The 24127-nt window shown below is 64.4% G+C and carries 16 protein-coding genes; 8 read left to right on the top strand and 8 right to left on the bottom strand.

What is annotated here, in order from left to right; genetic code table 11:
- Positions 1 to 258 precede the first annotated feature (258 nt).
- On the top strand, positions 259 to 1452 hold the full coding sequence (locus K419_RS0121075; protein ID WP_404813226.1) for a peptidase U32 family protein: 1194 nt from the start codon (positions 259 to 261) through the stop codon (positions 1450 to 1452).
- A 200-nt stretch (positions 1453 to 1652) separates the two neighbouring features.
- Here the strand turns inward: K419_RS0121075 and K419_RS0121070 are convergent, their stop codons facing one another.
- Genes K419_RS0121070 through K419_RS0121050 form a run of 5 tightly spaced genes read right to left on the bottom strand, consistent with a single transcriptional unit; the run spans position 1653 to position 12819 of the window.
- The gene (locus tag K419_RS0121070; RefSeq protein WP_026843269.1) at positions 1653 to 2597 is read right to left on the bottom strand and encodes a GGDEF domain-containing response regulator; all 945 of its coding nucleotides are present in this window, start codon (positions 2595 to 2597) and stop codon (positions 1653 to 1655) included.
- Positions 2598 to 2609: 12 nt separating this feature from the next.
- Complete coding sequence (locus K419_RS0121065; RefSeq protein WP_026843268.1) at positions 2610 to 4388, bottom strand: sensor histidine kinase; 1779 nt, start codon at positions 4386 to 4388, stop codon at positions 2610 to 2612.
- An 11-nt stretch (positions 4389 to 4399) separates the two neighbouring features.
- Positions 4400 to 5638 (bottom strand): hypothetical protein, encoded by a 1239-nt coding sequence (locus tag K419_RS0121060; protein ID WP_026843267.1) that lies wholly within the window; start codon positions 5636 to 5638, stop codon positions 4400 to 4402.
- Positions 5635 to 11568: an OmpA family protein gene (locus tag K419_RS0121055; RefSeq protein ID WP_026843266.1), complete on the bottom strand. Its 5934-nt coding sequence runs from the start codon at positions 11566 to 11568 to the stop codon at positions 5635 to 5637. The genes K419_RS0121060 and K419_RS0121055 overlap by 4 nt, the downstream gene beginning before the upstream one ends.
- A gap of 21 nt (positions 11569 to 11589) precedes the next feature.
- On the bottom strand, positions 11590 to 12819 hold the full coding sequence (locus tag K419_RS0121050) for a DUF11 domain-containing protein (RefSeq protein ID WP_226377754.1): 1230 nt from the start codon (positions 12817 to 12819) through the stop codon (positions 11590 to 11592).
- A 207-nt stretch (positions 12820 to 13026) separates the two neighbouring features.
- On the opposite strand from K419_RS0121050, the gene K419_RS0121045 reads away from it, so the two are divergent.
- Positions 13027 to 13290: a DUF4911 domain-containing protein gene (locus K419_RS0121045; protein WP_026843264.1), complete on the top strand. Its 264-nt coding sequence runs from the start codon at positions 13027 to 13029 to the stop codon at positions 13288 to 13290.
- Positions 13275 to 14657, top strand: a complete 1383-nt coding sequence (locus tag K419_RS0121040) for a TldD/PmbA family protein (RefSeq protein ID WP_026843263.1) — start codon at positions 13275 to 13277, stop codon at positions 14655 to 14657. The genes K419_RS0121045 and K419_RS0121040 overlap by 16 nt, the downstream gene beginning before the upstream one ends.
- Positions 14658 to 14786: 129 nt before the next feature.
- On the opposite strand, the gene K419_RS0121035 is transcribed toward K419_RS0121040, so the two are convergent.
- Complete coding sequence (locus K419_RS0121035) at positions 14787 to 16289, bottom strand: C13 family peptidase (protein WP_026843262.1); 1503 nt, start codon at positions 16287 to 16289, stop codon at positions 14787 to 14789.
- Positions 16290 to 16446: 157 nt separating this feature from the next.
- On the opposite strand from K419_RS0121035, the gene K419_RS0121030 reads away from it, so the two are divergent.
- Together K419_RS0121030 and K419_RS0121025 are read left to right on the top strand one after the other, a co-directional pair.
- Positions 16447 to 17799, top strand: a complete 1353-nt coding sequence (locus K419_RS0121030) for a class II 3-deoxy-7-phosphoheptulonate synthase (protein WP_026843261.1) — start codon at positions 16447 to 16449, stop codon at positions 17797 to 17799.
- A 100-nt stretch (positions 17800 to 17899) separates the two neighbouring features.
- On the top strand, positions 17900 to 19375 hold the full coding sequence (locus K419_RS0121025) for a leucyl aminopeptidase (protein WP_026843260.1): 1476 nt from the start codon (positions 17900 to 17902) through the stop codon (positions 19373 to 19375).
- Positions 19376 to 19388: 13 nt separating this feature from the next.
- Here K419_RS0121025 and K419_RS0121020 read toward each other — a convergent pair whose 3' ends face one another.
- A complete protein-coding gene (locus K419_RS0121020; RefSeq protein ID WP_026843259.1) occupies positions 19389 to 20084 on the bottom strand; it encodes a TVP38/TMEM64 family protein in 696 nt (231 codons plus the stop codon).
- Positions 20085 to 20247: 163 nt separating this feature from the next.
- On the opposite strand from K419_RS0121020, the gene K419_RS0121015 reads away from it, so the two are divergent.
- Genes K419_RS0121015 through K419_RS0121005 form a run of 3 tightly spaced genes read left to right on the top strand, consistent with a single transcriptional unit; the run spans position 20248 to position 22755 of the window.
- Complete coding sequence (locus K419_RS0121015) at positions 20248 to 20988, top strand: endonuclease/exonuclease/phosphatase family protein (RefSeq protein ID WP_026843258.1); 741 nt, start codon at positions 20248 to 20250, stop codon at positions 20986 to 20988.
- Positions 20985 to 22508 (top strand): phospholipase D-like domain-containing protein, encoded by a 1524-nt coding sequence (locus tag K419_RS0121010; protein ID WP_026843257.1) that lies wholly within the window; start codon positions 20985 to 20987, stop codon positions 22506 to 22508. Before K419_RS0121015 ends, K419_RS0121010 begins: the two co-directional genes overlap by 4 nt.
- Before the next feature lie 37 nt (positions 22509 to 22545).
- Positions 22546 to 22755: a hypothetical protein gene (locus tag K419_RS0121005; RefSeq protein WP_026843256.1), complete on the top strand. Its 210-nt coding sequence runs from the start codon at positions 22546 to 22548 to the stop codon at positions 22753 to 22755.
- A 69-nt stretch (positions 22756 to 22824) separates the two neighbouring features.
- Here K419_RS0121005 and K419_RS0121000 read toward each other — a convergent pair whose 3' ends face one another.
- Positions 22825 to 24099, bottom strand: a complete 1275-nt coding sequence (locus K419_RS0121000) for a M16 family metallopeptidase (protein ID WP_026843255.1) — start codon at positions 24097 to 24099, stop codon at positions 22825 to 22827.
- Positions 24100 to 24127: the final 28 nt, after the last annotated feature.

Genomic DNA, 24127 nt, shown 5'->3' with positions numbered 1-24127 from the left:
ATTAAAGCCTTTTGCCCATCAATGTCAAGGGGAAAGCGCCTATTCGGAGGTTCATTATCGGTCCGGTATGTGCTACGGTGTGCCGTTGCCGCGGGGCGGCGAAACCGGCGCCACACGAGCGCAGGAGCAAAGGAGCTGAGCTTGACGGGAAAGAATCGGGAGAAAACAGCAGGGGAAACGGCGGCGGCGCTTGCCGGCGTGGGGCAGAAGCAGCACCAGGGACGGGTGAAGCCCGAGCTTTTGGCGCCTGCGGGGAACATGGAAAAACTGAAGGTCGCCATCCGCTATGGCGCCGACGCGGTGTACCTGGGGGGGAAATCGTTTGGCCTTAGAAACCTGGCCGGCAACTTCAGCCTCCCCGAACTCTCGCACGCAGTCGACTACGCGCACCGGCACGGCGTCAAGGTGTACCTGACAGTCAACGCCTTTGCCGACAACGGCGATTTGATCGAGCTGGAACGCTACCTGGACGAGATCCGCGAGATCCCCTTCGACGCCCTCATCGCCGCCGACCCCGGCGTCGTGGCGCTGATAGCCGAGCGCTGCCCCGGCCGCGACATCCACCTTTCCACTCAGGCCAACACCACCAACTGGCGCTCCGCCCGCTTCTGGCAGGCCCAGGGGGTGAAGCGGGTGAATCTCGCCCGCGAGATGTCGCTGGAGCAGATCGCAGAGACGGCGGGGATGTGCAACGGAATCGAGCTCGAAGTCTTCGTCCACGGCGCCATGTGCATCTCGTATTCCGGGCGCTGCCTCCTCTCCCTGGCCATGACCGGCAGGGACGCCAACAAGGGGGAGTGCACCCAGCCCTGCCGCTGGAACTACGCCATCGTAGAGGAGAGCCGTCCCGGGGAGTATTTCCCCATCCATGAGGACGAAAGCGGGAGCTTCATCTTCAACTCGAAGGATCTTTGCCTGATCGAGCACCTTCCCGAGTTGGTGGAGAGCGGCGTCCACTCCCTGAAGATAGAAGGGAGGATGAAGGGGATCTACTACGCGGCCAGCGTGATCCGCATCTACCGCGAGGCGCTGGACAGCTATTGGGAGGACCCGCAAGAGTACCGGCTGAACCCGGCGTGGCTGGAGGAGCTGAGCAAGATCAGCCACCGCGGGTACACCACCGGGTTTTTGTTGGGCAAGCCTCGCGACGTGGACCACGAGTACCTCTCGCGTTACGTGAGGAACTTCGAGTTTGTGGCGCTGGTCGAGGGGGAGGCGCAGGGGGGAGGGACCCTCGTTGCGGTGAGGAACCGGCTGCAGTTGGGAGACGCCCTGGAGCTCATCGGCCAGGGGACCAGCTTCACCCGGTTCGTGTTGCAGTCGATGGAAGACGAGGACGGCGTCCCGCTCCAGATAGCGCACCCAAACCAGCGTGTAGTCATGAAAGAGCTCACCGGCGCAGGGGAGTACGATTTGATCAGGCGAGAAAAACCGGAGAAGCTAAAAACCTAAAACGTTTGCAACGGAGAAAAATCTGAGAAAACCAAGACCTTACGGTTAAAACCTTAGCGGTTGGTTCTGCTTTTCCCAAAAAAAGTTTTTTGACTCTCTCAGGGTTTGGTCTTTTCTCAGAAGTCCTCAGCAGTTCTCCTTGTGAGCGGTTTTGTTTTTTGACTCTCTCCGATTTTCTCCGTGGCTAATTCTCGGGTTTCTCAGTTCCATACCACCATGTTCTTCCCGCTGTTCTTCGCCTTGTAGAGGAGCTGGTCGGCGAAGTCCAAAAGCTCCGGCGCGTCCATCCCGTCCCTGGGATAGGCTGCTACGCCGATGCTGATGGTCACCTTCCCCAAGGGCTGGGTCTCCCCACCGGGGAACGGGTGCTCCGCGACCCTGCGCCTTAGTTCCTCCGCCACGCCCAGCGCCGCCTCCTTGGGCGTCTCCGGGAGCAGCAGCACGAACTCCTCGCCGCCGTAGCGCGCAGCCGTGTCGCAAATCCGCAGGTGCGTCGTCATGAGCTGCGCCAGGGTCTTCAAAAGCGCGTCCCCCTGCGGATGCCCGTTGGTGTCGTTGTACCTCTTGAAGTTGTCGACATCCATGAAGATGAGGCTGCACTGCTTCCCGTAGCGCTTGGACCTGGCCACCTCCAGGGCAAAGGCCTCCTCGAAGTAGCGATGGTTGTAAAGCGCGGTGAGCCCGTCGTGCACCGCCAGCTCCTTGAGTGCCAGGTTCGCCTCCTTTAGCTCGGCGTTGGCGCGGGTCAATTGCTCCAAGAGCTCCCGGTTCTGAGTCACCAGGCGAGCCTTCTCCGCCGCCCGCCCCGCCACCGCGGAGATCAGGTCCAGGCTCTCGAACGGCTTCACCAGGTAGTCGTAGGCGCCGGCTCTGAGCGCGGTGAGCGCGCTGTCGAGCGAGGCGTGGCTGGTCATGATCACCACCTGGGTGTCGGGATTGTGCTCCTTGATCTCGGCAAGAAGCTCGATCCCGCTCATCCCCCCCATCCTTATGTCCGTGATCACGAGGGGATGGCTCACGCGCCTGAAAGCCTCCAGCGCCTCCTCGCCACTGGCCGCCTCCGCCACCGTGAAGCCGTCGGCGGAAAGAACCTGCGACACCACGCTTCTCAGGGTTTCCTCGTCGTCAACAACCAGTAAGTCCATGCGCGTCCTCCTTTAGCCATTGGCTGCCGCGGAGGGTGGCAGGGTGATGATGAAGGTAGTCCCCACCCCCTCCTCGCTCTCCAGGTGAATCTCGCCGCCATGATCCTTCACGATGCCGTAGGTGACCGAGAGGCCAAGCCCCGTCCCCTGTCCTGCCGGCTTGGTGGTGAAGAAGGGATCGAAGATCTTCCCCTGGATCTCCTTGCGGATCCCGGGGCCGTCGTCCGCCACCCGCAATTCCACCCCCCCCTTTTCCAGCCTGCGCGCGGAAAGCTTCACCGTCCCGGTCTTCCCGCTCATCGCCTGCTGCGCGTTGAGCATCAGGTTCATGAGCACCTGCTGCAACTGGTTCGCGTTGCCGCGGCAGGTAGGCATCCCCGGCTCCAGTTCCTGCTCCACCTTAATGCTGTTGATCCCCAACTGGTGGTCGACGATGGCGAGAGCATCCGCCACCACCTGCTGCAGGTCGACCTCGCTGAACTCGACCTGCTCCTGGCGCGCAAACTTGAGCAGGTGCTCGATGATGGTCTTGCAACGCTTGGTCTCTTTCTCGATGATCAAAAGGTTCTTCTCCAGCGGGTGCCCGGCCCCCGCCCCCCTGAGCGAGAGCTGGGTGATGCCGAGGATCCCCGCCAGCGGGTTCTTCACCTCGTGGGCAATCCCTGCGCCAAGCGAACCGAAGGCCGCCATCTTCTCCGAGTGAACCAATTGCCCGTAGAGGTCCTTGAGGGCCTTCTCGCGCACTTTCAATTCGGCGGCCATCTGGTTGAAGGACCGGGCCAGCGCGCCGATCTCGTCCCCTGATTCCGCCTTCACCTCGATCTCGAAGCGCCCCTGCCCCACCATCCGGGTCGCCTCGGAGAGCTTCTCCAGTGGGCTCGTGAAATTCCGCGACCAGAACTGGCTCAAAAGGGCCGCCCCCCCCAGAAGCGCCAGCGACAGTAGCAAAAGGTCGCTCAGCAGTTCGCGCGAGGTGAGGTAGGCGGCGCTCTTGGGTATCTCCACCCCGACCACCAGCCCCCCGAGCGAGCAGCGCGAGAATCCTCCCACCATCTCCTTGCCGAGGTTTTTGTACTCCATGGTCATCCCGGAGCTGCGCGGGGCCTTCACCCGGTTCCACCATTCGAGATTGGCTGCAACCCCAACCCGGTCCGGCGCCTTGTGCGCCAGGTAGCGCCCGGCCGAGTCCAACAGGAAGATGTCGAAGACCCGCGAGCGCTTGGCCAGCTCCTGCAACCGGTCCAGGCGCAGCACCGCCGTCGTTACCACCGGCGTCCCCCCCGCCGCAGGCTCGGAGATGGTGAGGGTGAGCGTGGGAAGCTTGCGCGAGAGCGTGGAATTCACCAGGTACACCTGCCCTGCCGGAATGGATTCCGGCGCCGGATGGGCGTGCAGGTTCGCCACTATCTCCTCTTTGGTCACCCCGGCCGCCTGCAGCGCAGCGCCGTCGTACACGGTCTGTTCGCCGCCCGGGCCGCTGCGGGTAACCAGCACGAAGTCGCGGAACTCCTCGAAAAAGCCCTGCAGCACCTGGTCCCGCCCCGAAAGCTCCGGTTCGGCCAAGACGCGGCCGAAGAGCTTCAACCGCTCCCGGTATCCCGCCAGGAGCGCGTTCGCCTCCTCCGCCGTATGCAGCACCACCGTCGAGGTGAGGTCGTGGATGTAGGCGGTCTTGTCGACCTGGAACAGGTTCGCCATGGTGAAGGTGATCAGGCTCAGCACCACCGACACCACCAGCAACTGGGAGAGGAGCATCTTGAACCTGAGCGGAAATTTTAATCTGGTATGCATCCGGTCCTCCTCTATCTGCCTTGCTGTCCGGCGCCGGTCCCGTAGATGACCCGGGAGGCGTAACTGGCGTTTCCTGCCTGGTCGACGGCCTCCACCCTGATCAGGTTGACGCCGCTTTTCAGCTTGAGATCGTGGGCAAAAGCCCTGTCGCCGGCGCCGGATACCTCGACGCCGTTCACAAACACCCTTGCGCCGGGCTCGACGTTACCGGTCAAGGTGAAGTTTCCGGCAGCGGCGCTTTCGGGCGGGAAATCCACCTTCAGTTCGGGCGGTTTCAAAAGCTGCAGCAGGTCGCAGCGCCCGGTGCGGCTGAAGAACCCTTCCCTGGCCTCCATGACCCCGCTCACCCGCCAGAAGTAGCTCCCGGCATCCAGGGTCCCGGTGACGAGTTCCGGCGCAGCGAGCTTCTTATCCAGCACCAGGCTCTTGAAGCGGGGGTCTCTTGCCAGTTGGAAGTGGTATTCGCCCGCCTTGCCGCTCCAGGAGAAGCGCACCTTGGGCGGAAGCAGGCGGAACCTGTAGAGGAGCTTGTCGCTTTCAAGCGACGGCGCCTCGGGAAGCGGCACCGCCGGCCCCGCCGCGACCCCCTTTCTCAGGGTGATGCCGTGGTAGGCCGGCACCCGGACCATCCCGTCCCTCCCCTGGACCCTGACTTCTCCGGCGTAGACGGCGAGGCTCGACGCGTTGCCGTTGGGGGTGACGCGGAAACGCGCGGCACCCGAAGCGACGCGGGCCAGATGCCCCGCCGTGGCGATCTCCAGCCGCAGTCGCTTCTCGTTGGAAAGGCTCCCCCGCAGCTCCCCTTCCACCTGGACCCGGTAGGCCCTAGGCTCCCCCTCCACCTTTTCGTTCAGGCGGGTGACCAGCACCAGTGAGTTGCTCCCAACGGTGAGGCGGTCGCTGGGGGCAAAGGACAAGGTGGCGCCGGAGCGGTCGAAGGTCTGCACGGCGTCGTTATTGTAGAGAAGCATCCCTTCCCGGGCTCCCTCCCAGGCGACGGAGTTGCCGCGCCTGAAACGGACGTCGCGCACAAGGGATTTTAAGGCCGCCTCCGGCCGCCGCCCCGCGCCGTCCTTTACCGGAAGCTCTTCCGCGCGGTTCGCCAGCATCTCCTTAAGCGGCGTGCCGGAGGGGAAAAGGGCGTAGAGAAAGACCATGAAGAGCCAGTAGAGCGCGAGGACCAGTAGCAGCGACCCCACCGTCTCCAAGGCAATCCCCCCGAGTTTACTGAAGCGGTCCCGGGCGCTCACCGCTCACCCCGGGCGGCAGGCATGGTTTGGCGCTCTGAGCGAAGCCGCAGGTTCATGAGTTTGGAGCAGCCGGAGCCGTTTCTGAGCACCACGCCCAGGACCTGGTCCCCCTCGGCAAGCGGGAGATCGAGGGTGAAGCGCCCTGCCTCGTCGAGCGGCACCTTCCTCCCCGCGAGTTCCATGGAGGTCCCCTCGACCGTTCCCGAAAGCATGCAGTGCCCCTTGCCGTCGGCATCGACCCTGACGCCGGAGGCTTCGGTGCCGTAGCCGACCAGCGTCTCGGCCGGCGGCCCGGTCACGGCCAGGTCGGGAAGCGGGAGCGAAGTGGCGAGGAAACGCCCCTGCGAGTCCCCCATCTCCAGGTCGAGATCGAGGGTGTTGCCCGGGAAGGTGGTGTCGAAGCGACCCAGGGGATCCACCGGGATGCTGCGGCCGTTGATCACCACGAAGGGTTTCGTTCGGTACCGGTCATCGGGAGAGACCGGATGCAGCTCTTTGAAATCCCCCTTCAGCTCGACGCGGCGGTTTAGCCTCCTGCCGGGGGTGGTGACGTTGTCGGCCACGGGGCGGGATTTTCCGTACCAGCGCCGCAACAGCCGCGAGCTGGCTATCCCTTCCTCTCGTACCAGGTAGTCGGCGGCGGCGTCGCACCGTCTCTGGGAGAGCGCCATGTTGTACTCCACGCTCCCGATGCCGTCGGTATGCCCCTCCACGATCACCTTTTCCTGCGGGCGCGCCCGCAGGACCCGCGCCGCCCCCTTGAGCAGCCGTTTGGCCTCCAGGGTCAGCTCGGAGCGGTCGAAGACGAAAGCGCCGCCGGACAGGGTGAGGAGTACCGCCTCGCGACGGTTCACGCCGAAGAGTTCGCGGCCGGTGCTGAAGATCGAGCCGTCCAGGTAGGTGACCTGCAGTTGGTACTGATAGATCTCGCCCTGTTCCACCTTCCGGCGGTCCGTGTCGCCAAGCCAGGGGATGCGCTTTGCCGGCGCCCCGGTCCCCTCAAGCGTGCGCAGCGCCTCCCCCTCGCGGTTCATCACCTTGAGCGTCCAGGAACCGACTTGTTCCGGCTGCTCCACGCTCACCAGGAAGACCAGCGGCGCAAGGAACCTTCCCCCCTTGAGCTCCAGGGAACCCAGGTGTTCCCGGGTCAGCGTCACCTCGGTGGAAGGAAGCTTCGCCCGTTCGCCGTTGACCAGGAGGGTGAATAGTTCCGCGCTCCCGGAGAGAAGCAGAGGCTCGTCCAGCCGCTCCGCCCTTACCAGGAGCGCCGGCACGGGGGCCGCGGGGGGGGGAACCTTGGCGACCGGGGCTGGGGGCGGAACCGGGATGGGGATCACCTTCGCCTGCTGCGACTCGAACATGTCCTCATCGAACTTGACCTTGATGCCGACAAAGGGGCCCTGCCCCTGGAAGGTCTCGCCGGTCAAGTCCCGGTCGTCGAGCCTGGCGAAGTTGTAGCCGGCGGAAAGGACCACGTTTCTATAGACGCGGTAGCCGGCGCTTCCCACCGCACCCAGCGAGTGCATGCGGGCGTCGTACTGGTTCATGAGCTTCAGGTAGGCCGCGATCTCCCAGCGCTCCGCCAGGTCGTAGGAGAGCCCGGCCAGGACCAGGTCGGTGTAGCTCTGCATCATCCCCCCCACCCCGTCGGCCCAGCTGAGCTTCCCGGCGTATTTCCCCTGGGCGCTCCAGCGGCTCACGATCCTGTAGGTGGGCTCGGCCGAGAGGATGACGCTGCGGCTTTCGAAGGAGCCGGGGAGGCTTCTCCTGTCTTCCACCTTGTAGCGCGCCAGGGTGAGAAGCTGCAGCGGCTGCCCCGCCAGCGGGCGGAAGGCGCTCCCCAGGTAGCCGTCGAAGATGACGTCGTCGCCGGCGTCGGCGTCCCGGTCCCAGAGCGAGAGCTTCCCCAAGAGGGTGAGCGAGGGGCTCATCTTGTAGGCGGCGTTCGCGCCGTAGAGAGAGGCGGTCTCCCCCGGGCCGGTCCTCACCTCGTAGCGGCCGGAGAGCTTCAGGTTTTTGGCCCGGAGGTACTCGCCCCCCAAGGTAAAGGCGGTGCGGGTGCCGATATTTCCCTGCACCGTCTGCACCCGCTCCAGGGAAGAGTTCAGGTAGAGCCCCTCGGCGGCACGGTAACGGCTGCTCAACCCGACGATAGCCTGCCCCCTTTGCTGCGACAGGGCGTGCTCGATCTGGTAGCCGGTTCTGGAATCGAGGCTGAACCCTTCCCGCTCCATGAGCCGCGTGTTGAGGTCGACGTTGCTCTGCTGGGAGTAACCGGAGGCGCCAGAGGACATCTGGTAGCCGGTGGTGAGCCGCATCCGGTCCGAGAGCCTGCTCTCCAGGCCGAACAGGGTGGCCTGGCGGATGAGGGGGGAGCCCTCTTGGTACTCCTCGGCGAGGAAGGCCTTGGTGCGCTCAGTGAGCCGGTAGTCGAGCTTGGCGAAGGTCTTTGTCTGGTAGTCGGCGACGCCGGAGGCGGATAGAAGCTGCTCGCGCCTGAGGGTCGCATCGAGCTTTTTGGTGAGGGGCGCGAAGACGCCGGCATAGACCAAGTCCGATTCCTCGGTCCGTCCGTCCCGCTCCTCCCGCACCACCTTGACGCCCCCCTCCAACTGCAGCAGGGAGAATTTCTTCACCATCCCCGCGTGGTTCGCGAAGAGTTTCCGGTCCCCCAATTCAAAGCGGTGCAGGAAGCTCTCGGCGAAGACGAGGGTGTCGGCGCCGACACGGTAGTCGGCCCGGCCGCTGTACTTCTCGGTCCCAAGCTCCGTCCCGGTCATCGAGGTGTTGAAGAAGTCGGACTCCACCTTCCGGTAGTAAAGGTTCAGAAGGAGGGGGTCGATGGGGCGCGCGGCGAGCTCCGTCTTCCAGGCACTCCCCCTGCCGCGTTCCAGGTTCTCGCTGACTGCCCCCTCCCCCTTCAGGGTCAGGCGCTCCCCCAGGCGCAAAGCGGCGTCCAGGCCGAAGAGGGTGTTGTCCTGCCGCGCCTGCTCCTCCACCACCGCGGTGCCGCCCAAATGCGAGCCGTTTTCGCTTCTGACTTCGGCGCGTCCGCCGTAGACGTAGCGCTCCTCCCCGGGGCCTGAGGCCTGGTAGTTGACCACGATGGTGACCGGGTTCAGGAACTGGTCCAGGGAGGGGACCGGCTCCTTGAAAAGGATGGTCCCGGCCTGGTAGTCGATGGAATAGTCGGCGTAGCGGACCTTCTCGGTGACGGCGATGACCCGTTCGGTGTGGTAGCGGTCGCGCACCTCGATGCGCACCCGCTCGCTGTTCTCGAAAACGTCCCGCCTGGAGAGGAAATAGTGGCCGGAGGTGCCGTTGCCGGGGATGTCGTCGCGCGTCACCGTCTCCTCGGTGCGGCTTTCGAACCCTTTGACGGTAACCGACTTGGTGTTGACCTCGAATTTGGCGCCGTTGAGCGCCCGGTCGTAGCGGGATAATTCGTTTTCGGAGAGGTCGGTGCGGTAGTCGCCGGCCATGAGGTAGGAGCGGCCGCTTTCCAGCTTGAGGTAGATCTTGCCGCGCGACTCCGCCTCGTACCCTATGTCGGTGGCGTCGCCGTAGACCGGGTAGTACTTCTCCGGGTCAATGGCCTGGAACACGCCGTCGCGGCGTTCCTTGTCCGAATCGTAGGCGGCGGTCAGGAGGTACTTGCCGAGGATCTTTCCGCGGGTGAAGAAGGCGAGCCGTTCCTCGTGGAAGATACCCTCGTCGAAGCGGTCGTCCTTGTCGATCTTTTCCAGGTTGCCGCTTACCGCCTTCCCCCCCAGGGTGAGGGAGCCCAAGCCGACCAGGATCCAGTCGCGGCGGTCCGGGCTGAAGAAGAGGTCCGCCTGGGCGGCGCTGCCGTTGTCCGCTCTGGCGATGAGGAGGTCGTCCCCCGTGGCACGGCCGGAGCGGACCTGGAAGACGCCGAGGCCGTCGGTGACGCGGATCTGGTGGCCCGGGAGGGCCGGGTCCAGGTCCGGCTCCAGCAGGGTACCTTTGGCGAGGAAGAGGGTGACTGTTGTCGAGCCGGGGACCCGCCTGCCGGCGGAGTCCAGGAGCTCGACCTTGAAGGGGACGGTGGTTTTGGCGTCCGCCGGAAGCTCAACACGATGAGGGGTTAGACGGAGCCGGGCTCCGGCGGCCGGTTCGGCGGCCGGAGGCGCCGACTGCGTCGGACTTGGTGGACCTTGTGGACTTGGTGGACTTGATGGAGCTGATGGTTGCGGTGTCGGCGCTTCCGGGTTCGTCGCGAGCGCGAAGTCGCCGCGCGCCGGGCCGCCGAAGGGGACGGTGATGAACTGCGACCACCCCACCCCGGCAAAGGCGGTGTTGTACGGCACGGACACCAAACCCGGGTCGAGGGTGGATCGGTCGAGCTTTAAGACGTGGTCGCCCGCGGAAACCCCGGTGAAACTGTACTGCCCTTCCACGTCGGTGAAGACGAAGGAACCGTCTTCCAGGTACACCCGCACCCCGGCCTCGCCCCGCTCCTCTCGATCCGGCACACCGTTCCCGTTGCCGTCATGGAAAACCCTCCCCATGATAATGGCCTTGCTCCCCAGTACGGAGCCCCTCACCTTGACGGAGGCGCTGGCGGGAGGGGAGACGACGCTGCCGCCGCTGGCTGGGGCCCCGGTGGCCTGGGCCCAGTTGACGGCGGTCCCGACGGGGGCCTCGGCGGAAACGACCAACCGGTAGTTGAGCACCTTGAAGGCTCCGGGCTCGAAACTACCCAGGTCCCAACTCAACTGCTGCCCCCCTCCCACCGGGTCCGCCACAACGAACCCGTCCACATGGCTCGACCCCTTCAGATAGCGGAAGCCGCGGGGAATACGGTCGGCTACCGTGACATGGTCCAAGACGCCGTCGCCGATGTTCTGCACGCGCACCGCGTACGACACTATGTCGCCAGCCTCGGCTGAGCTGCTTCCCGCAGTCTTCGTTACCTGGAGCAATCTGACCAGCACGGTGTTGAGGGTGCTGTTGCTGAGGAAGGGCGCCGCATTCCCAGCAGTGGAGACCCCGGCGGTGTTGACGATGGAGGCGTTTCCCGGGGCGTCGTCCCGGACACGGGCCTGAAAGGTGATCTCCCCGCTGAAACCCGCGGGGAGCCACGGTATGTCGAAGACGAGCGTCCGGGTTGCGGCGTCGAAACTGACGGTTCCGGGAACTCCGGCAGGAAGCGCCGCACTCCCCGGCTGGTATTCGAGAAGGGCGTCCAAAGGATCGACCACCCGCACACCGGCCACGGGCGCTCCTCCGCTGTTCCCAAGCGAGATGCTGTAGGTGAGAACGGTCCCGGGAAGTACGCTCCCCACCGGTGAGACGGCCTTGAGGAAGGAAACGCCCCCCGCCGGCACCTGTAGCTGGTTGGTCAGGCTCGCGCTTCGCGCCGGCACCAGCACGGAGGTGGCGCTGACAGCGATCAACGCCACCCGCCCCTCGCTTCCCGCCGGCGGCGTGGCCCTCAATACCAGCTCGACGGAAGCGCCGGGTTCAAGGGGGCCTATTACCTGAAAGCCGCCGGCGTCGGCGGGAAGCGGGGTCACGGCGTCAGCGGCGTAAAAGCGGAGCAGCGGCGCCTGCCCGTTCTCCGGCAGCGCCGCGTCGCCTGCCGCAGCTTTCAGCCTGAAACTGTCGGGGAAGTTCCCCCGGTTGGTGAGGGTGTGACGAAAATCGACTGGGACAGTGGCGTTGGTGGTGGCGGTACGCGGGGGAACCAGCTCCGGGTCGGAAAGGTCCTTCACGCTCACCCGGGTCTCGTTGGAGCGGACCTCCCGAAGACCTGGGGTGGCGAAACGTGCGTTGAAATCGTGCCTGATGACGGTCCCTGCCGGGGTAAGCGAAAATGCAGTACCGGGAAGGGCAAGCAGGAGCGCGAGCGTGATCAGGCGCAGCCCCCCCCACCTCCTCCTCTTCTTGCCTGCAGCGATCGCCATGCGTTGCCCCAGTTCACATCGTCATTCGACCTGCGCTTTGAAGAAAAGATAAACCGTCTTTCCGGGCGTGAGTGTGCCGCCGGTTGTCTCGCTGGCACCCTCGCCCAAAAGGGCGACGATGCTCCCTGCGGTTCCCCAGGCCCGGCCGCAGTGGGCCGCCGGGCAAGGTGCCGCTTCCCCATCGGCGGCCAGGGCTACCACCAGGGAATCGGGGTTCAGTTTCAGCCCGGCCGGCAGCGGGCTCTCGACCCGCACCGCGGTGGCCGGGGCCGACCCGCTGTTGGTGATCGCCATCCGGTACTGCAGCAGGTCACCTGGAACGGCGTCGACGGTCGATGCGAAGCCCCCCCCCTTGCTCAGGTTGCGCACGCCGTCGGAGAGCGTGAGGACGGCGGCCAGGGCGGTGGTGGTGACCTGGTCGTTACCGCTGGCCCCCTCCCCTGCAACAGCCAGGCGCGCATCCGCCCGGGCGCCGTCGCTCCCAGACTCGGGTATGGCGACGGCAAGGAAGAAGCGATGGGAGGCACCTGGGGCGAGCGGGCCGGTGGAGACGCAGCGGTTGCTTTCCCCGGTCTGCCTGACTCCGTCACTTGCAATTCCTCCTCCCGCCCCGTCGTCCGCGTAAAGGGTCCACGGCCAGGGGGCGCCGCTCTCCAAGGAAAGAGCGAAGCTGTTCACAGCGTTGCCGACATTGGTGACGGTATAGGGATAAATCACCAGGGAGCCTGGCGCACCGAAGCCATCGGGGGGCGCAGAAACGGTGACCGCGGCGGTGAGGCCGCAGGCGACGGTCTCCGTCTTCACCTGGTCCGCCCCGGCAGGATCAGCGACGGAAACCGCTGTGATTGGGACGCGGTAGCTTGCCCCCTGGGTGAAACGGTCCAGGGTCACCTGCACCAGCAGCACGGCGGAGGCGCCTGGGGCAAGGGCTTCGGTTCGGTACCCGCCTGCGGCGAACTGGGCCGCCCGCTCCACCCCTCCCTGGTCGCGGTAGCTCACCGTGAAGCCGCTGCCGCTGGCCGGGCCGGTGAGGACGAAGCTGTCGGCCTGGTCGCCCGCGTTCTTCACCTGGACCCGGAACTGCGCGGGGTACCCGGAATAGGAACCCTGCGACTTCGACTGGATCACGGCTGTCGTCTCGAATATCCCGGCCCCCACGTAGGAGGAATCACCCTCGTTGGCAAGCCTCACCATGAGGTCGGCCTGGTATGCCGCAAAGGCCTCATTTCCCATGAGAAGCAATAAAAGCAAAGCGCAGCAAAGCTGCGCCAGCAGGAAAGACGGGCATTTACCCCTTGCTCCATATTTATTAATATTAATTAACGTCATAACTTAGAAAAATAACAGAGGATCGAGGAGAGGCAAGAGCCAAAGAAAATTTGTCTTTTCACCAGCCAGATGATATGTAGATGCGACCCGAAACGAGGGTCAACCCGAAGTGGACAGGAGAGCCTGAGAATGGGACAGCCGGCATCGAAATATACGGAGACGGGGAGCCGCTACTATAAGCTCGCGAACCGCGACATCGTCTACCTGAAGTCCATCCTGGAGGCGTACGAGGGGCTCAACACCATGAGCACCATCGACGGCAAGCGCGGCCTCATCCGCGTCAGCTTTCCGCTTTGCTTCGCCGGCGACGTAGAGGCGCTGATGCAGGAGATCGCCAAGGAGATCGAGATCGCCGAGGTGAATGAGGAGGGTGAACCATGCTCGAAACCATAGACGCCGCAGCCATACTGCGCCGCGCCCTCTCCGCCGGCGGCGAGTTCGCGGAGATCTATTACGAGGCCGGCGCCTCTACCGCGGTCGTCTGCGAGGACGGCAAGGTGGAAAGGGTCCTCTCCTCCGCCGACCGAGGCATCGGCATCAGGGTGATCTCCGGCTTCTCCACCGCCTACGCCTATACCAACCAGTTGGACCAGGAGTCGCTGCTGCGCCTGGCCGCCACGGTAAGCCGCGGTGTGCGCGGCGGCGTGCCCCACGCCGAGTTCAACCTCTGCGAGCGCAGGGTCGCGCCGGGCTTTGCCATCGGCATCCGACCCGACAGCATCGAGCTGGCCCAGAAGGTTGCGCTGGTGAACCGGGCCGACAGGGCGGCGCGGGGTTTCGACAAGAGGGTGCGCCAGGTCATGGCGATGTACCGGGATGCGCAGACGAAGGTCCAGACGGTGAACTCGCTGGGGGAATTTCACGAGGACAACAGCACCGCGACCGTCTTCATCGTGCAGGCGGTGGCGCAGGAAGGAAAGGTGACCCAGACCGGCTACGAGCCGGTGGGCGCTGCGCGCGGCTTCGAGCTTTTCGACGCCGCTTCCCCGGAGGATCTGGCGCTAAAGGCGGCCGCGCGCGGGGTGATGATGCTGGGAGCGCAGAAAGCCCCCTCGGGCCCTCTGCCGGTCGTTCTCTCCAGCGAGGCGGGGGGGACCATGGTGCACGAGGCGATAGGGCACGGACTGGAAGCGGATCTGGTGCAGGCGGGGACCTCCGTCTACCGCGGCAGGATCGGTGAAACGGTCGCCTCGGAACTGGTCACGGTGATAGACGACGCCACCATCCCCAACGCACGCGGCTCCTTCGCCTTCGACGGCGAGGGTACCGCGGCGCAAAGGACCGTGCTGGTGGAAAACGGCGTCCTCAAGGGTTACATGTACGACCGGCTCTCGGCCATGAAAGACGGCTGCGCCTCCACCGGCAACGGGAGGCGGGAGTCGTACCGCTCGCGCCCCATCGTCCGCATGACCAACACGCTCATCGCCCCGGGGAAAAGCGACCCGGCGCAGATCGTCAGGAGCGTAGACCGCGGCCTTTTCGTGAAGCGGATGGGTGGGGGACAGGTGAACACGGTGACCGGGGACTTCGTCTTCGAGGTATCGGAAGGGTTCCTGATAGAAAACGGCGCGGTGGGAGAGCCGGTTCGGGGCGCCACGCTCACCGGAAACGGCCCCGAGGTGCTCAGGAAGATAACCATGGTGGGGAACGACCTGGGTTTCGGAATCGGCACCTGCGGCAAGGACGGCCAGGGGGTCCCGGTCTCCGACGCGCAGCCGACCCTGCTCATCTCGGGGATCACCATCGGCGGCGCCGGGTAAGACAAAAAACGTTTAACAGGGATAAAGGGGATGCAGGGGATAATCCCAGAACAAAAGGATTTTTTCCGCTCTTACCTATGGCTTCTCGTTTTTATCCCTTCAATCCCCTTCATCCCTGTTAAGTCGCCTTTATGGTTTCTTGGATTTCCCCTCCTTCAGTACCTTCTCCAGAAGGCCGAGCTTTGGTTCGATCCCCTTCCCCAATGAGATCTGGGGGTTGGACGGGGTCTCGCCCCGCTCCTCCTCCCACTTCCTGATGGTCTCCCGCGCACGATCGAAGGCCGCCGTGAAGGAGAACTCTTTACTCATGGCGCCCTCCAGGAACGCCTCCCCGAACCAGGTGAAATCCTCGCCGAAGCCGCAGCCGAAAGACTCATGGGTGGCATCCGCCGCCGTCATCACCAGGGTCCCGTCGTCCTGCAGCGGCGGAACGAAGCCGCCGGAGAAGCAGGCCGAGACCACGACCACTTTCCATTTGATCCCGGCCAAGGCCAGCTCGCGCTTCAAGAGCTCGGGCGTCAGCTGCTTCAGCTCCAGTGGGGGGTTGTTCACCGCGAGCTCGTGGTCTCTGGAGCCGTGCGAGCTTAAGTAAAGGAAAACCAGGTCCTCGTCGCGGTTCATCACTTCGCCTATACGCACCAGGGTGCGCTCAAGGTTCCCAGCGCTGGCGAAGGGGAGCGTGGTCGCGCTCTGCGGGTTGTTGGCCAGAAGCACCGACCGTCCCGAGGTACCGAAGCGCCGGTCGAAGAGCCCCTTGGCGTAGTTGAGCTCCTTCAGGAACACGTCCTGGGAGGCGTCGCCCGCGAAACCGACGAAGTAGATGTCGGTGACACCGGGGCGACCCGGCTTCAGCGCGGCAAGCTCGCGGTCCAACAGCTTTGCCTGCGCCGCGAGGACCTCGTCGGTCAGGCTCAGCTCGCCGCTCTCGCTCTCCTGGGCGGAACTGGCCCAGAGGTCCCCCCGGGGAAAGTACCAAAGCGGGGGGAGCACCAAAAGAGCGAAGAGCAGGGGAAGCCTGAGCCGGCGCAGGCCCCGCGCCGGATCGATGCGGAACAAAAAGAGGAGCGCCGCGGCTCCCCACCACCAGTAGAAGCGGTAATAGTGCGGAGCGGTGAGGTAATCCTGGAGCCACTCGAAATGGCGCAGCTGCGCCACCGCTTCCAGGATGGAGTGGCAAAACTCGATGGGGATGCTGAGAGCTATGAGAGCTGCGGCGACGGCGGGTGCCGCCCCGCAGCGGGAGAGGAGCCTTCCCGCAACAAGGCCTATAAGGAGCAACAGCGGCAGGTGAAAGAAGAAGCCCGGGAGCGAGGAGTAGGAAAAATACCCCCCGGTCCCGACCAGCACGAAGGAACAGAGGAGGTTCAGCGCCAGGTCCGTCAGCACCAGGAGCACCAGGCGCGCGGAAGTGGCATCCAGCCGCTCCAGGTCGGAACGGAGCAAAAGCGAGAGGCGGGCGCCGCCTTTAAGGTCGCATAGCAACCCGGGCAGAAGCCCCTTGTTCCCGCCTTCGGCAGGGGGAGCAGCACCTCGCTCCGGCGCCGTTTCCCATCCCTTTTCTTCGGCGGCCACGCCCTCTTCGGCCCCTATTTCTCGCTGCTCTTCGCTTTCCATGATCGAGAATACTACCACGACGTCCCTCTTCTCAGCCTGGTTTGACCCGGCTTTACTTGATTTTATTAACATTTTTGTTTTTTAACGCAGCTAATCCTGTTACCATTGCAGGCGCCTCGACCGGCGTACCGCCTTGGGCTCAGCAGACACTACAAAGTAGCAGAGAGGTCAAAACATGCCTAGCCAGAAATGGACGAAATCGAGCTGGCGTTCTTTTCGCGCCTTGCAGCAACCGGTGTGGCCAGCGGGATCGGCGCTGGAGGAGACGCAGAAGACGCTGTCCCAGCTCCCGCCGCTGGTGTTTGCAGGCGAGTGCCAGACCCTGAAGGCGCAGTTGGCCGACGCCGTGGAAGGTCGCGCCTTCGTGCTGCAATGCGGCGACTGCGCCGAGGATTTTTCCCGCTGCACCGGCCCGGACATCAGAGAGCTCTTGAAGGTGATCCTGCAGATGTCGGTGGTGCTCGCCTTTGCCGGCGAGAAGCGGGTCATCAAGATAGGGAGGATCGCCGGGCAGTACGCGAAGCCGCGCTCGTCCGACACCGAGATGGTGCACGGGACCGAACTCCCCAGCTACCGCGGCGACATGGTGAACAGCCCCGACGCGAACCTGGAGGCGAGGACCCCCGATCCGCGCCGGATGCTGGAGGGGTATTACCGGGCCGCGGCGACGCTGAACCTGGTCCGCTCCTTCACGCTCGGCGGGTACGCCTCGCTGGAGCGGGTGCAGGCCTGGCACCGCGCCTCGCTCGACGCCCTTCCCGCCGGGCAGAAGTACGAGGATCTGGTCCGGCAAATCTGGAAGACCATCAACTTCATGACCGCCATTGGCCTCGACCCTCAGCACACCCCGCAGTTGAACCAGGTGACGCTCTACACCTCGCACGAGGCCCTGCTGCTCGACTACGAGGAGGCGCTCACCCGGATGGATTCCACCAGCGGAGGGTGGTACGACTGCAGCGCGCACATGCTCTGGATCGGCGACCGCACGAGACAATTGGACGGGGCGCACGTCGAGTTCCTGAGCGGGGTGAGAAACCCGCTGGGGATGAAGGTGGGGCCGAGCTACGACATCGACACCGTGAAGGCCCTGGCGCAGCGGTTGAACCCGGACAACGAGCCGGGGCGGCTCACCCTGATCACCCGCTTCGGCGCCGACAAGATCGATTCCTACCTCCCCAAGCTTTTGAAAGAGATGAAGCAGGAGGGTTTCAAGGTGGTCTGGAGCTGCGACCCCATGCACGGCAACACCTACCAGAACGAGTACGGTCAGAAATCCAGGAAGTTCGAGGACATCCTGCGGGAGATCAAGAATTTCTATCAGATACACAAGGCAGAGGGGACCGTCGCCGGGGGTGTGCACCTGGAGCTCACCGGCGACCACGTCACCGAGTGCACCGGCGGCAGCCGTCAGCTTTTGGACAAGCACCTGCACCTGAACTACCAGACCAACTGCGATCCGCGCCTGAACGCCGAGCAGAGCGTGGAGCTCGCCTTCGAGCTGGCCGAGATGCTGCACCCCTGCAAGTGAGGCCGGGTGCAGCTTGACCCGCCTGTTAACGCCGGCAGCCGCAGGAGACCGGGTGCAGACGCCGTTTTTCAGACAAACTTCGTATTCAAGAGGTGGAGCCATGAGGATAGAGATCAGCAGCAATAACCCGCTGGAGCACGCCACTCCCGCCCTGGTCGTCGGCTGTTTCGAGGACGAGAGGGGCCAACTGTTCCAAGAGTGCGACGCCGCCCTAGGCGGATGCCTGGGACGCCTCGCAGAAACACGGGAAATCACCGGCAAGCCGGGGACCACCCGCCTCCTGTACACCCTGGGGAAAATTCCGGCCGAGCGCCTGCTGCTGGTGGGGTTGGGTAAGAAGACAGAGCTGACCCGCGAGCGACTGCGCCAGGCTGCGGGGCACGCCATGCAGGCGCTGAGAGCGGCGCGGGCGGCTTCCTTCGCGACTGCCCTCCCCTTGGCCTCTTCACTCCCCAGGGCAACCGAATCAATAGCAGTCGGCACCCTTCTCGGGAGCTACAGCTTCGATCTCTACAAGACCAAGGATATAGAACAGCACTTCGCCTTCGACGCCATGACCCTGCTGGTGCCGCAGCCGGAACAGGGCCAGGCAGGTAGTATTGCGGAACAGGCAGCACAGCTCTGCCGCGGGGTCTGCCTCGCGCGCGACCTGGTGTCGCACCCGGGTAACGTGGTGACGCCCGGCTACCTGGCGCAGGAGGCGCGGAGGCTGGCGGCACGCCATGCCTTGGAGTGCAAAGTATACGAGCAGGACGATCTGGAGTCGCTTGGCATGAACGCCCTTTTGGGGGTGGGAAAGGGAGCGGCGGAACCTCCGCGCCTGATCGTAGTCCGCTACCGTGGCGACGGGGCCAAGGGGCGCCCGGTGGTGCTGGTCGGCAAGGGAATCACCTTCGACTCGGGCGGGATCTCCATCAAGCCGGGACCGGGGATGGAGGAGATGAAGACGGACATGGCGGGAGCCGCGGCAGTACTCGGGACGCTGGAGGCGGCGGCGCTTTTGCAGCTGCCGGTGGACCTGGTCGGCGTCATTCCCACGGCCGAGAACATGCCCGACGGCAAGGCCTTCAAGCCCGGGGACGTGCTGGCCTCGCTCTCCGGGACCACCATCGAGATCACCAACACCGACGCCGAAGGGCGGCTGATACTCTGCGACGCGCTCCACTTCGCCCAAAAGTTCAAGCCAGCTGCCATGATCGATCTCGCCACCCTGACCGGCGCCTGCGTGGTAGCCTTGGGGCACGAGGCGAGCGCCGTTCTCGGCAACGACCAGCGATTGGTGGACGCACTGAAAAAGAGCGGGGACGAAACCGGGGAGCGGCTTTGGCAGCTGCCGCTTTGGGACGAGTACGGCGAGGGAATGAAGAGCGACATCGCGGACTTAAAAAACGCCGGGAGCAGGGACGGCGGAACCATCAAGGCAGCCTGGTTCCTGAAGCAGTTCGTGGGTGAGACTCGCTGGGCCCACCTGGACATCGCCGGCACCGCCTGGAGCGACAAGGCGCGCCCTTACTCCCCCAAGGGGGCCACCGGGGTGGGCGTGCGTCTGCTGATCGAGTACCTGCGCCAGAAGTAGCTTGGAGCGGGGTCTATCCCCCCTCCCTTTCCTTCCTGGGCCAGTGGTGCAGGAGCACCGGCACCAGGGCCGAGAGGGCCAAAAGCCCCATGGCGAGCATCGACTTCCCCGACCAGAGATCTGATGCCTCATGCACCCGGCGCAGCTGCGCGCCGGTGAAGGCGTAGATCGCGGAGCCGGGTAGCATGCCGGCGACAGTGGTCCAGGCGAAGGTCTTCAGCGGTATCCTGGTCATGGCGGCGCCGTAGTTGATGACGCAAAAAGGGGCGATGGGGAGGAACCGCAGCACCAGCAGGTAGTGCGGACCGTGATGGGACATCTCCTGGTTGAAGCGCGTGAGCTGCTCGGCGAAATGCCGCTGCACCCAGTGCCCCAGGAGGAACCGCCCCGCTTCGAAGGCGGTTATAGCGCCGGCGGTCCCGGCTATGGTGACGTACAGGGTCGCGGGGAAGGTCCCGAACAGCATCCCCCCCGCCAAGGTAAGCGCCAGCGCCCCCGGCAGGAAGAACGCCGTCATGAAGAAGAGGGTCAGGTAAAGCAGCACCGCCTTATAGTAGTGCCTGTGCACCACCTGCAACAGGTAGTCCCTGTGCTCGCCGGCATGCCTCACGCTGAATCCCTCGTCCTCCAAAAGCCAGAGCGTGGCCACCGCAGCCCCCACCATCAGCATCAGGATAACCACCTTCATCGCCCTTCGCTTTCGACTCATAGCCGCCCTTTCTGGCCGTTTCGGCCGCGTCAAATCCGCCTTGCGGCGGCGTTGACATCCTTTTTCCGCTGGGTACCCTATAAAAGTTTTTTAATGCTATATAAATTTAGCTCTCCTGCAAGAAACCTGCGGCCGAGCGGGGACCGGCGATGCGAGTCCACCCATGTCACGTACCTTTTCCGTAATGACCTACAACGTACACAGTTGTATTGGCACGGACCGCCAGCTTTCACCGCTCAGGATCGCCGAGGTGATCGACCGGTGCAACCCGGACATCGTAGCGCTGCAGGAGCTCGATGCAGGGCTGCCGCGTACCGAGATGATCGACCAGGCGCACCTGATAGCCATGACCCTTGAAATGTCGTTCCATTTCCATTCCTCCATCCATCTGAAAGAAGGGGGGTACGGCAACGCCATCCTGAGCCGCTCCCCGGTGCAGCTGATCAAGGCAGGCGCCGTCCCCACCGAACCGCTGCACCCTTCCTTTGAGCGCCGCGGCGCGCTCTGGGCGGAGGTGGAGCTGCATGGGGTGAAGATCCAGGTATTGGCCACGCACTTCGGGCTGAACCGCGGCGAACGGGTACGCCAGGCCAAGGCCGTCACCGGCCCCGAGTGGCTCGGCCACCCCGAGTGCCTGCCTCCGGCGGTTCTCTGCGGCGACTTCAACGCCCTCTTCGGCTCATCGGTGTACCGGCTCCTTGCCCGGCACCTGCATGACGTGCAGCGCAAGGTCAAGGGGCGCCTCCCCCGGGGGACCTGGCCCGCCCAACTCCCCTTCATGCGCATCGACCACCTGTTCGTCACGCACAACCTCAAGGTTCGCAGCGTCAGCGTGCCGAGAACCCCGTTAACCCGGGTCGCCTCGGATCACCTGCCGCTGGTAGTCACGCTGGAGCTGCCATGAGCGTCTTGAAGCCGGGCCAGAACTGCATGGGGATCTATGAGGCCGACAGCACCGGCGTGCTGGTGGATGCCTGCGGTTACTATCGCGCCTTCTACCAGACGGCGCTCTCCGCCCAAAGCTACCTGCTCCTCGCCGGATGGCAGTTCGATTCCGAAGTGAAGCTTCTGCGGGGCGAGGAGGAGACAGCCGCCGGAGAGGTGCGCTTCCTGCAGTTTCTGAACGCCCTTTGCCAGGCGAACCCGGCACTGCAGATCTACATCCTTGCCTGGGACTTCAGCGCCGTCTTCTCGCTGGAAAGGGAATGGTTCCAGAACATCATCTTCAACTGGTCGGGAAACGAGCGCATCCACTTCCGTTTCGACAGCGTCCACGCCTACGGCGCCACCCACCACCAGAAGTTCGTCATCGCGGACGGCGTGCTCGCCTACGCGGGGGGGATGGACATCTGCTCCTCGCGCTGGGACGACCGGCGCCACATGCGGGAAAATCCGCTCAGGGTCGACGTGGACGGCACCCGGTACGGCTCCTACCACGACATCCAGACCTATCACACCGGCGAGGTGGTCGGCGTGCTGTTCGAGCTGTTCCGGCAGCGCTGGAGCGATTCCGGCGGCGCGCCGCTGAAGCTCCCAAAGGCGGGCGCCCTGACGCCGCAGGTTCCGGCAGAGGCCTTCATCCTTCCTGCGGGCCGCGTGGCCCTCAGCCTCACCGTGGCCCCGGCGCCCCAGACCACGCAGCAAAAAATCAGCGAGATCCGCCGCCTGTTCGTCGACGCCATCATGTCGGCGGAGCACCTGATCTACCTGGAGAACCAGTATTTCAGCTCGCAAGCCATCTACTGGACCCTGGTGGCGCGCATGACGCTTCCCGACCGCCCCCGCCTCCAGATCGTCATGATGCTCCCGGACCGGCTTCCTCTGACCGAGGAACTCTTCTTGGGGCTCCCACAGATGAAGATGATCCGGTCGCTGCAGTTGGTGGCCGAGAAGAGCGGGCACCAGCTATGCGTCTACTCCTCGGCGGAGATGGACCACGGCAACCGCAAGATGACCTTCATCCACTCGAAGCTTCTGGCGATCGACGATCGCTTCCTCACCATAGGCTCGGCCAATGCCACCAACAGGAGCATGGGGTTGGATACCGAGCTGAACCTGAGCTGGGAGGCAACCGGCCCGGAAGATCCACTGGTGCCTGCGATCCGCAGGCTGCGCGCTTCCCTTCTGGCAGAACACGCAGGGCTTGCCGGTTCCGATGAAGAGGAGAAGTTCGCAGAGGTGGAGAACCTGACCCGGCACCTGGAATGCCTGGCCGACGACCACGAGGCGCGCCTTTGCCGGTACCAGGCTGATCCGACGCTTGAGAAAAGCGACTGGCCGGACGCGCTGGAGCCGATAGCGCGGGTAGTCGACCCGGAGCAGCCCATCGACAACGAGTTTCTCTTCGAGAGCATCTCCAAGTCGGAGCTAGGCTCCTTCGCCAAGGGGATCTTCAAGCTGAGCCAGATGATGATAGGCCTGTGATGAACTAGGAGGACAAACCGGAAAAGGAGGTAGGCAGATGGCTGAAGATAAAGAGAAAACGGCGGTGGAAACGGACCGGCATGAGTGCGACGTCAGGGTGTGGTGCCCCTCCTGCAAGCGCTCGGACTACACGCAGGACGGGGACAAGTACCTCTGCGCCGCCTGCGGTAAGATCATGAACCTGCAGCACGAGATGCACCACGAGCACTTCCCCCACCTCTCCGGCGGCGAAGACGAGATGAGCTGATCCCAGTTCCCTGGGCAAAAAAACAACCCCCTCCGCAATGGAGGGGGTTGCTGGTTGAACCGAAAAGGGCTAGCGCGGCAGCCCCGGCCCTTCCCCCGACCCCACCGACTCGACCCGCGGCACGACGCCGGCAAACAGAAGCCGCGCCATGTCCCTCACATCCTCCGAGGTAACGGCGGCGACAGCCTCCAGCGAGACACCCACCGGCTCGGGCGCACCCAACAATGAGGTGGTGTTGGAGATCCTGCGCACCTGGGTCTCGCAGTCGTCAAGGGCCATGAGGCGCGCAGAGCGTATCTGCTCCTTGGCTGCGGCAAGCATCTCCTCGCTCACCTTCTCATCGCAAAACCTCATCACCTCGGCGTGGCAGACGTCGACGGCCTCCTGGGCCCGGTCCGCGCTGGTCCCGGCGTAGATCATCAGCGCGGCGGTATCCGTGTAGGAGGACATCATGGAGTAGACCGTGTAGGCAAGGCTGCGCCGCTCGCGGACCTCGCGGAACAGGCGCGAGTTCATCCCGGTACCGAGGATCTGGTTGAACACGGCGAGCTTATGGCGGTGCTGGTTTCCGGCCGGCGGCAGCGGATACCCCATGTAAAAGAGGGTCTGCTCCAGGGGGCGCGGGAAATGCCTGTTCTCACCTATGGCGCTTTGCCACCCCTGCTCCGGCTGTTTCACCTGGGGTGCCCCGGTCGGAAGCGCCCCCAGGGCGCGCTCGGCCTGATCCACCATCCGGTCGTGCTCCACGTTCCCCGCGACCGAGACTATGGTGGCGCTGGACAGGTAGTTGGAGAGCTTGTAATCCATCAGGCGGTTCCTTCCGATGGCCCCGATGCTCTCCGAGGTGCCGAGGATGGGGGAGCCAAGCGGATGCCCCTGCCAGAATCCCAGGTGGAACTGGTTGTAGATGAAGCGGCTCGGGGTGTCCTGGTTCATCAGGATCTCCTGCAGCACCACGGCGCGCTCCTTCTCCACCTCCGTCTCGGGAAGCCAGGAGTTGACGAACATGTCGGCAAGGATGTCGAAGGTCGCCGGGATGATCGAGGCGAGCGCGACGGCGTAGTAGAAAACCTCCTCCTGGCTGGTATAGGCGTTGGCCCGGGCGCCTATGCTGTTGAACTCGTCGGTGATCTGGTCGGCGCTGCGGGTGGGCGTCCCCTTGAAGAGGAGGTGCTCTATGAAATGGGAGGCCCCGGCACAATCGGCCGGCTCGTTCCTCGTGCTGCTGTCGTTCCTGATCCCGACGGCGGCGCTCTGCATGCCGGGGATCTGCTGGCTCACCACCCTGATCCCGTTGGAAAGGGTGGTCATGCGTACCTGGGGAGTACTTTGTGTGGTCGACATGGTTGCTCCTTGAAAGCTGTGGAAATCG

The organism is Citrifermentans bremense R1 (genome assembly GCF_000426865.1).
GTDB lineage: Bacteria > Desulfobacterota > Desulfuromonadia > Geobacterales > Geobacteraceae > Geomonas > Geomonas bremensis.
The sequence above is the reverse complement of the archived record's forward strand: the minus strand, read 5'-3'. Positions and strand labels throughout refer to the sequence as shown.

Coding starts and splice junctions, on each gene's coding strand:
- K419_RS0121070 (WP_026843269.1), bottom strand. CDS start 2,597: ATGGACTTACTGGTTGTTGACGACGAGGAAACCCTGAGAAGCGTGGTG.
- K419_RS0121075 (WP_404813226.1), top strand. CDS start 259: ATGGAAAAACTGAAGGTCGCCATCCGCTATGGCGCCGACGCGGTGTAC.
- K419_RS0121040 (WP_026843263.1), top strand. CDS start 13,275: ATGCTCGAAACCATAGACGCCGCAGCCATACTGCGCCGCGCCCTCTCC.
- K419_RS0121000 (WP_026843255.1), bottom strand. CDS start 24,099: ATGTCGACCACACAAAGTACTCCCCAGGTACGCATGACCACCCTTTCC.
- K419_RS0121055 (WP_026843266.1), bottom strand. CDS start 11,568: ATGGCGATCGCTGCAGGCAAGAAGAGGAGGAGGTGGGGGGGGCTGCGC.
- K419_RS0121020 (WP_026843259.1), bottom strand. CDS start 20,084: ATGAGTCGAAAGCGAAGGGCGATGAAGGTGGTTATCCTGATGCTGATG.
- K419_RS0121045 (WP_026843264.1), top strand. CDS start 13,027: ATGGGACAGCCGGCATCGAAATATACGGAGACGGGGAGCCGCTACTAT.
- K419_RS0121005 (WP_026843256.1), top strand. CDS start 22,546: ATGGCTGAAGATAAAGAGAAAACGGCGGTGGAAACGGACCGGCATGAG.
- K419_RS0121025 (WP_026843260.1), top strand. CDS start 17,900: ATGAGGATAGAGATCAGCAGCAATAACCCGCTGGAGCACGCCACTCCC.
- K419_RS0121010 (WP_026843257.1), top strand. CDS start 20,985: ATGAGCGTCTTGAAGCCGGGCCAGAACTGCATGGGGATCTATGAGGCC.
- K419_RS0121030 (WP_026843261.1), top strand. CDS start 16,447: ATGCCTAGCCAGAAATGGACGAAATCGAGCTGGCGTTCTTTTCGCGCC.
- K419_RS0121015 (WP_026843258.1), top strand. CDS start 20,248: ATGTCACGTACCTTTTCCGTAATGACCTACAACGTACACAGTTGTATT.
- K419_RS0121065 (WP_026843268.1), bottom strand. CDS start 4,388: ATGCATACCAGATTAAAATTTCCGCTCAGGTTCAAGATGCTCCTCTCC.